Origin of the sequence: Synechococcus sp. R6-10 (assembly GCF_047461815.1) — a bacterium.
Taxonomy (GTDB): Bacteria; Cyanobacteriota; Cyanobacteriia; order Thermostichales; family Thermostichaceae; genus Thermostichus.
In genome coordinates this window covers 1-8,077 of sequence record NZ_JANSHW010000283.1, presented here as the reverse complement: position 1 = coordinate 8,077, position 8,077 = coordinate 1, and the positions used below count along the sequence as shown (strand labels likewise).

Below are 8,077 nucleotides of genomic sequence, written 5' to 3'. Positions count from 1 at the left end.
CTCCAGAAGGGCAGGGTGAACAGGCCAACCACCAGATTGACCGGAAAAGGCGCAAGCCCAACCGACATGATCGTGAAAAAGGTGATGAAGGAGTTCCAAGCGATGGCGAAAGGCAGCAACGCCAAAACACCGATTTGCCGGGCCGGGATCACCACCTGAAAGGTCTGTTCGGACTTGTGCAGTTGAATCCGGCTGCCTGCTGGCTGTCGAGTAGGGACTGCTGCTGAAGAAACCAGTGCCGGGCGACGATCCAAATGCTCCAGCGCCTCCAGGGCCTGCCGGGCGGAAGCAGGACGATCCGCCACCACAGGTTCCGTCATCCACCGCAGCCAGTCGCGAAAGGGCGGGCTCAGTTGCACCGCTTGCTCGAACACAATCCGGGCTCCCTCCTGGGGCAAGTCCGCCGGATGTTGTCCGGTGAGCAGGTGGATTAGGGTGGCACCTAAGCTGTAGAGATCGGAAGCGGGCACGGTTCTGCCGCCAAATTGCTCTAGGGGCATGTAGCCGTAGCTCCCCACCACGGTGTAAGATCCCTGCTCCCGGGGGGCAGCCGCCTGAACCGAGCCAAAATCCACTAGGTACACCTGCTGGTCGGATCCCAAGAGAATGTTGCTGGGCTTGAGATCTCGGTGAATGACGGGGGGATGGAGTTCGTGCAGGTAGACGAGAATGCGCAGCAGCTTTTGCGCCAGCTCCCGCACCTCCGGCTCGGCAAAGCGCCGCCCTTGCTCCATCCACTCCTGCAGCGAGGGGGCGTCGATGTAGGTTTGCACCAGGGCTAGGCCCCGTCCTCCCTCTAGGCTGATCTCGAAGTGGTCGCGGTATTCAGGAATGGCTGGATGGGAGAGGGTCTGCAGGATCTGGGCTTCCCGCTCGAACAGCTTCAGGTCGGCCCAATCAAAGTCTGGCCCAAAGAGTAGCAGCTTGATCACCACCTGTTCCGAGGTGAGCAAATCCTGAGCCAGGTAGGTGTGTCTGCCGCTGCGCTTGCTCAATCGCCGCTCTGGCCGATAGCGACTGTGCCAAATTGGACGCTCTGGAGTCATACCCTCTCCTCAGGTCCGACCCTGCTGGTTGCTTCAGCTTTAGCCTATCTTTGTCCCTTTTGGATCCCTGCCGCCGCGCCCCTCAAAAACCGACTAGAGTGAGTGAAGAGATGTAAAGTAAGCTCTCAGGTTATATGGCCTCGAACCTGAAGATTCAAAAAATCCTCTATGTGCGGCTGCCCTGCAACCCCATTTTTCCCATTGGGGTGGTTTATTTGGCCGATCACGTCCACAAGCTGTTCCCCCAAGTTGAGCAGCGCATCTTCGATATGGGCACCTTCCCGCCCCTAGATTTTCGCCGCCGCATGCTGGAGCAGATCGACCAGTTTCAGCCGGATTTGCTGGTTTTCTCTTGGCGGGATATTCAAGTCTATGCGCCGGTGAACGGGCGGGCCGGCAATCTACTGCAACACTCTTTTGAGTTTTTCTACGCCCGCAACCCCCTGAAAAAATTGCGGGGATCCCTGAATAGCCTCAGGCTGGTGCTGGCCTACTATGGCGAGATTTGGCGCAACACACGGCTGGTCTGGCAGGGGATCCGCAGAGCCAGGCGCTACAAACCTCACGCTGAAGCGGTGTTGGGGGGTGGGGCAGTCAGCGTCTTCTACGAACAATTGGGCCGCTACCTGCCCCAAGGCACCATCATCTCGGTGGGGGAAGGAGAAACGCTGCTGGAAAAAGTCATCCAAGGGCAAAGCCTTGCTGCAGAGCGCTGCTATCGGGCCAAGCTGGAGCAACCTCGCCCAGGTTTGATCCACGAGCCGCCTCAACCTCTGCAAAAAACCGCCTGTGATTACACCTACATCACCGCCATTTGGCCGGAAATTGACTACTACTTAGAAGGGGGCGACTTTTACATTGGGGTACAAACCAAGCGCGGCTGCCCCCACAACTGCTGCTACTGCATCTACACCGTCATCGAAGGCAAGCAGGTGCGCCTCAACCCTGTGGATGAGGTGATCCGAGAAATGATGCAGTTGTACGAGCGAGGAGTGCGAAACTTTTGGTTTACTGACGCCCAGTTTATCCCTGCCCGCCGCTACATTGAGGATGCGGAGGAATTGCTGCAGAAAATCCTTGATGCCGGCATGACCGATATTCGTTGGGCTGCCTATATTCGGGCCGACAACCTCACCCCAAAGCTGGCCGAGCTCATGGTGAAAACTGGCATGAGCTACTTCGAGATCGGCATCACCAGCGGATCCCAGGAACTGGTGCGCAAAATGCGCATGGGCTATAACCTGCGCACGGTACTGGAGAGCTGCCGCTACCTCAAACAGGCAGGGTTCAACGATCTGGTTTCGGTCAATTACTCCTTTAATGTTATCGACGAGCGACCGGAAACCATTCGGCAAACAGTACGGTATCACCGCGAGCTGGAAGCCATTTTTGGCCGCGACAAAGTTGAGCCGGCTATCTTCTTCATCGGCTTGCAACCCCACACCCACCTGGAAGATTTTGCTCGCAAAATCGGTGTTATCGACGACCGCTTTAACCCCATGCACATGACTCCTTGGACGGCGCGCAAACTGCTCTGGAACCCAGAACCCCTGGGATCCTTTTTTGGGGAAGTGTGTCTGGAAGCCTGGGATCGCAACCCCCATGATTTTGGCCGCGAGGTGATGGATATCCTGGAGCGTCGTCTTGGCCTGGCAGAGTTGGAAGAAGCCCTGAGCGCGCCTCTAACAGGGGTTTACGTGTCTTAGCTCTTGGGCCAGCAGCCTCGCTGAACCGGGCAGGATATGCTGGTCCAAAAGGAGGGATCCCTGTTGGGGTAAGGTGGCTGGCCTTCGAAGGCAGCCGGTTCTCCCTCTGTTCTGCAACCAACTGCTCCCATGCCTACTCTGCCTGCTTCCCCCACCTACTACCAACAGCTGGGGCTTTCTCCCCAAGCCAGCCTGGAGGAGATCAAAGCTGCCTACCGCCAGCGGGCACGCGAACTGCACCCGGATCGGTTGCCTGCCGATATCCCCGCAGGGTTGCGGCAGTTGGCCCAGCGGGAGTTCCTCCAGCTACAACACGCCTACCGAGTTCTCAGCGATAGCCAGCAGCGTCGGGCTTACGATCTCAGCCTCATGTCCAAACCCTTGCCTCCTCATGCGCCGGTGCAGGTGGTGCTTGAGCCGACTGCGACCTCTGTCAGTTGGCTCGCCCTCTTGAGTGCTGGACTGATAGGGGCTGCTCTGTGTTTGGCGGGCTTGGCCCTTTGGAATGCCCTCAACCCGGCCCAAGACTTGGACGCAGCCGGCAGAGTGGCCCTCCAGGCTCCTGCCAACCCGGATCCCTCTCCCTCGCCCAGGCCAGACTCCGGATGGGATGGGGATCTGCCCGCAACCTCTTCAGAGACGATGACCTCGGCCCCGGCTAGTCTTTCTGAAGCCACCTCTCCACCTTCTTCTGAGCAGATTGACCGCTTTGCCCGCACCCTCCTGGCGGTGCAACCTCTTCTGGAGAGCACCCAAAATCGCCTCCAACAGGCCAACAGCAGCGAGGAACGTCGGCAAATCGAACAACAGTTTGAGGCTGCTGCTGCCGAGATCATCGTCGCCCATCAACTGACCCCAGAGGACTATCAGCGCATCTCCGCCAGCGCCCAATTGGATCCGCAGGTGGCAGCCGCCATCACCGCAGCCGTGCGCCGTTGGAGGTCTCCGTCGCGCTAGCGGGACAGGGCCCTTGCGGCCAGCCGTGGAGAAAACACCTCGTAGATGACGGTCAAAGGCTGGCCCCTGTGCAACAAAAGATAATGCCTAGCCCAGAAGGGACCGGGACACTGCAGCAGCCGGGCAACCGGGTCTGCCTCGCCGTGGTAAAGGCCGCGCAGCTCGCGAAAGGTCTCCAGTTTTTCTTGGATCAGATTTTGGCCAATGGGCCGATCGGGATGGGGCAAGTATTGAACCAGATGTTCGGAGTTCCACCAAGAGGTGGCATAGAGCAAGGGCTGTTGAGAGGTTACTCCGCACAGCCAAACCCGCCGCCGCATCAAAGGGGATCCCAGCCGCCCCAAATCTCTGGCCAGCTGTTGCATGGACTTGGGGGCAGTGCCCTGCTCTGCCTGTAAATCAACCCGGCCCGTGTCCAGCAGATGAGCCTGAATCGGCTCTTGGATCAAGGCAGCAAGATTACGGGTGGTAAAGCCATCCCCCAAAAGCAGCAAGCGCAGCACGGGATCCACCTGCACCAGCTCAGGCTGTACCGGGTCTGGCTCCCCCTGCCAATGCAGCTGTAGAGGCCACCAATCGCCTTGGCCAGAGGAGACATTGCCCAAAGAGCCATCTGCAGAACGGAGAGCAGCGCTCCAAGGGGATCCGGCAGCGTCGGCATGGCAGGTGAGGGGAGAGGGGGAAAGTTCCAAGGCGGCGGTTCAGTTGTTAAGTTCTGTATCGCCCCTAGTCTAACCCACCCGCCGTCTCTGCTCCGAGGACTTTCGTGACATACTCCGGCACTCATGCTGATGCACAGAGGGCGGGGCTTCCCGGCGGTCTAGCTAACTCGTGCCCGGCTGAACGAGCAGTCGCACCACCCAGGGGACGACCACGACGACACTGATCAGGCGTGCCAAGTGCATGACCACCACTGTGCTGGTTTGGGCTCCCATGTCCAGGGCTATCAGGCTCATGTCGGAAATGCCTCCTGGAGCTGTGCCCAAGATGGCAGTCAAGCGCTCGATCCCCAGCCAACGGGAGATCAGGTACCCCGACAAGACCCCCGTGCCCACCGCAATCACTGTACAGAGCAGGGCTGGTCGCCACAGATCTTTCAGGGCCAGAAGCGTATCGGCAGTGAGCTTAGTACCCAAAAGAATGCCCAACACCACCTGCATGGCAAAACGGATCCCGGCTGGGGGAGCGGGAATTGGGATCGCTCCCCAAACATTCACCAGACCCACCGCCACCATGGAGCCCACCAGCGCTCCTGCCGGAAGCCTCAGCTTGACCCCGATCAGGGCGCCAGCCAGCCCGATCAACACCGTCCAGAGATAGCTCATCATTTGGGCTTGGCTTTGAGAAGAGAGGAACGCTGTGAATCCGGGCTTGGCCCAACTCCTCCACGGCACTGTGCACAGACGCCGTAGAAGTCAAGCACATGGTACTCGATCGCAAATTGGTATCGGCTGGAAAGCTGTGCCTCCAAATCTTCCACCGGACAATCGGGCAAAGGCACCACCCGCCGACATTCGGTGCAGATCAGGTGGTGGCGGTTGTGGCCATTGCTGGGCAGAACCTGGTAGTAGGTCTGCTGGTCTCCCAAGTTGACCGCTTGCAGCTTGCCCTCATTGCGCAGAGCATCCAAAACTCGATAAACCGTGGCCAGACCGACGGTGTGGTTGGCATTGCGCAACTCCAAAAAGATCTCTTGCGCCGAAAGGGGCTGCGACTGCTGCTCTAGCACCTCCAGAATCAATTTCTGGTTGCGGGTCTGGCGGGAAGAAGACATGATCCCTTCGTGTAGGTCGTTTTGGGGGTCAACGCTCAGCGTCTGCCTCAGCTTTCATGCGCTCTAGGGTCTGGTGCATCTGGTCAAACATTTGGGTCAGGGAGAGCCCAAACCCCCCAAGCTGAGTTTGCAGTTGTTTGATGGTCATTTGAGCCATAAAGTCGTCGGAGAGTTCCAGCCGCTTCATGAAAATGCGCTGGCGCTCCAGCAACTCCTCCATCTGTTCGATGAAGATTTTTTTGCCTTCCCGGTCGAATTGGCCGTACCGTTGACCAAGCTGCATCAGGTTTTGGAAATCCTGAAACAGTTGCTTGGCTTCCTCTTGGACGATCTCAGAGTCGAAGAAGCTCATGGCCTTCCGTTTGCCCTGAATAAACTGCATTGGGTATACCCATCCTATCCGAATCCGATTGCCTCAGCAGGAGGCAACCCCTCCTGCGAGTACGGGATCCCGCCCTTCTGGCTCAGGATAGACTCTGGCTTGTTTGCCTCGGTGTCCGGTATGCTTCCGTTTCCTTGCGTTAAGGCTTACACTCAGCCGGCTGTGGCCCGGCGGTGGTGCGAACGGGTGCAGGGATCCCGACCTCTGTTTCTGGCCTGCTTGGGGTTTACCGAAACGGCTCTTGTTCCGGGCATTTCGGCTGCCGGCGCTACCCCCTCCTTGCGTCGCTACACAGCTCTTGCCGATGGGGAAGTGTTGCTGGCGGGCCATTCTCACCGCTTGCCCACCTCTCCGGATGGCTATCCTTCCCCAGTGGTGATCAGCTGCGCCATCCTGAGGGAGTTGGGGATCCCGTGCCGAGTGTTCGATTGTGGCTTGCCGGAACCTTTGCCGGGGGCAGAAATGGTGAGCTCTGGGGGAGTGGCCCGCTGCTTGAGCACAGGACAGGCTCTGTCTTTGGAGCAGGTGGGATCCCTTTGGCAAGAAGGGTACGACCGCGGATCCCGGCTGGAGCAAGGCTACTGTGTGATTGGGGAGTGTGTGGCAGGGGGCACCACCACGGCGCTGGCGGTGTTGTTGGGACTGGGGTGGGCAGCAGAGGGCATGGTAAACAGCAGCCACCCGGTCTGCAACCACGCCCAAAAGCTGGCCTTGGCCCGGCAGGGATTGGCCCGTCTGCCAAGGGGAGCTTCTGCTGCTGAGGTGGTGGCGGCAGTGGGGGATCCCATGCAGCCCTTTGTGGCCGGGTTGGCGATGGGCGCAGCGCAACGGGGAGCGGTGCTGCTGGCAGGGGGAACCCAAATGTTGGCGGTGCTGGCCTTGATGCAGCGCTGGGGGGAAGAGCAGGGGATCCCTTGGCCCCCAGAGAACGTGGTTGTGGGAACCACCCGCTGGGTGGCAGAGGATCCCTCGGGCAATACGGTGGCCTTGGCAGAGTTGTTGGGGGTTGCTCCCCTTTTGGCCACCCAACTGAGCTTTGCCAATAGCCGCTATCTGCCTCTACAGGCTTACGAGCGGGGCTATGTCAAGGAAGGGGTGGGGGCGGGTGGGCTGGCCATTGCCAGCAGCCTTTACGCCGGTTGGGGCCAAGCGGAGCTGTTGGCAGCAGTTGAGCGCAGCTACGAACGCCTGGTGCTTCAGGCCGGCTCCAAGGGGGCCATGGTCAACCCCTCCCGCAGCAATTGCTGATGGTAGAGCTCCGCCTGTTCTTGAGGGCCGACCCAAACAACTGCTTGCCCTTCGGCATCCACCTGCACGGTCAGTTGCCGCGCTAGGGGCAAAGTCATGCCGGGGATGTATTTCAGCAGACATTCCGTAACGTGCTGAAAGGTATTGAAATCGTCATCCAAGACGATCACCTTGAAGTGGGGGTAGGGCTGGCGAACCTGGGTTCTCGAGGGCGAGAACTGCTGAGCAGGTCGAGTTGGAGCTTCCGTAGTCATAGCAGAAGAGATCGACACAACTACCGAGTAACTTGGGTCTCTCAGGGGTGAGAAACCGGTCGCTTCTGATGATCTATCTCTATCTAGTTTCTAGTCTAATTGGCATCTTGTTGGCAGCTTGTGTCTGTATTCGGATCCCTTGTCGGTCGTTGGCGTCAGCGATAGAGCATGGTTCCTCTAAAGCTCTTCCCGCAGCGGGCGGCGGGGCTTTTGCCCGCCGAAGTGGCGCTCGAAATACAGGGCAGTGGCCCGGCGTAGAATCCCGGCTTGGGCAAGGGCCTGACACAGGGATCCGCCTGGCGGCAGGTGCTTCTGGATCTGTTCGATTTGGGCGGCGCTGACCAATCCAGAAGCCTTGAGGTAGTCGGCCACGTGGCGTCCCCCTGCCAGTTGAACAGAGTAGCCCCCTTCGCTGAAAAATTTGACGGTCTCCGGCTTGAGGCCGCTGTGGTGGGCCAGCACATCCGTGAAGGTGCACCCTTCCTTTTCCCAAGCGTGAATGACGGTTTCGATGCCGGCATTGTCGATCAGGCCAGCCGCCCGCAATTGGGTCAATACCCGCTGTACCCAGGGGGTAGCCCGCTGTAGAGCTTCCAAGTCCTCTTCCCCCAAATATTGCTGCGGGGGCAATTCGCTTTCTGGGGCACTCAGCTCGGCTGCCCAGTCGGCTATGGTCAGGGCCTTGAGATCCTCTGTCTCTGGCCGGGCTT

9 protein-coding genes and 1 pseudogene are annotated in these 8,077 nt (G+C 59.2%); 3 read left to right on the top strand and 7 right to left on the bottom strand.

Annotated features, from left to right (window positions below):
- Positions 1-1,046 (bottom strand): serine/threonine protein kinase (locus NW837_RS08750; RefSeq protein ID WP_414330736.1); only part of this gene is annotated, 1,046 nt, incomplete at its 3' end.
- 134 nt (positions 1,047-1,180) lie between these two features.
- Between NW837_RS08750 and NW837_RS08745 the strand changes: the two genes are divergently transcribed.
- On the top strand, positions 1,181-2,752 hold the full coding sequence (locus NW837_RS08745) for a photosystem II high light acclimation radical SAM protein (protein ID WP_414330735.1): 1,572 nt from the start codon (positions 1,181-1,183) through the stop codon (positions 2,750-2,752).
- 129 nt (positions 2,753-2,881) lie between these two features.
- Positions 2,882-3,709, top strand: coding sequence for a DnaJ domain-containing protein (locus tag NW837_RS08740; RefSeq protein WP_011434132.1), 828 nt, complete (start codon positions 2,882-2,884; stop codon positions 3,707-3,709).
- Here NW837_RS08740 and NW837_RS08735 read toward each other — a convergent pair.
- The 4 genes from NW837_RS08735 to NW837_RS08720 form a co-directional block, all read right to left on the bottom strand.
- The gene (locus NW837_RS08735; RefSeq protein ID WP_414330733.1) at positions 3,706-4,401 is read right to left on the bottom strand and encodes a chorismate pyruvate-lyase family protein; all 696 of its coding nucleotides are present in this window, start codon (positions 4,399-4,401) and stop codon (positions 3,706-3,708) included. The two genes, NW837_RS08740 and NW837_RS08735, sit on opposite strands and share 4 nt — an antisense overlap.
- A 132-nt stretch (positions 4,402-4,533) precedes the next feature.
- Positions 4,534-5,037: an AbrB family transcriptional regulator gene (locus NW837_RS08730; protein ID WP_414330730.1), complete on the bottom strand. Its 504-nt coding sequence runs from the start codon at positions 5,035-5,037 to the stop codon at positions 4,534-4,536.
- On the bottom strand, positions 5,034-5,483 hold the full coding sequence (locus tag NW837_RS08725; protein ID WP_414330729.1) for a Fur family transcriptional regulator: 450 nt from the start codon (positions 5,481-5,483) through the stop codon (positions 5,034-5,036). The genes NW837_RS08730 and NW837_RS08725 overlap by 4 nt, the downstream gene beginning before the upstream one ends.
- A 28-nt stretch (positions 5,484-5,511) precedes the next feature.
- Positions 5,512-5,835, bottom strand: a complete 324-nt coding sequence (locus tag NW837_RS08720) for a DUF1825 family protein (RefSeq protein WP_011434128.1) — start codon at positions 5,833-5,835, stop codon at positions 5,512-5,514.
- Positions 5,836-5,985: 150 nt separating this feature from the next.
- Here NW837_RS08720 and cobT point away from each other — a divergent pair, with 150 nt between their 5' ends.
- The gene (gene cobT / locus NW837_RS08715; protein ID WP_041436788.1) at positions 5,986-7,113 is read left to right on the top strand and encodes a nicotinate mononucleotide-dependent phosphoribosyltransferase CobT; all 1,128 of its coding nucleotides are present in this window, start codon (positions 5,986-5,988) and stop codon (positions 7,111-7,113) included.
- Here cobT and clpS read toward each other — a convergent pair.
- Complete coding sequence (gene clpS / locus NW837_RS08710; protein ID WP_011434126.1) at positions 7,062-7,367, bottom strand: ATP-dependent Clp protease adapter ClpS; 306 nt, start codon at positions 7,365-7,367, stop codon at positions 7,062-7,064. The two genes, cobT and clpS, sit on opposite strands and share 52 nt — an antisense overlap.
- A gap of 177 nt (positions 7,368-7,544) precedes the next feature.
- A pseudogene (locus NW837_RS08705) lies at positions 7,545-8,077 on the bottom strand (hypothetical protein); the annotation flags it as partial.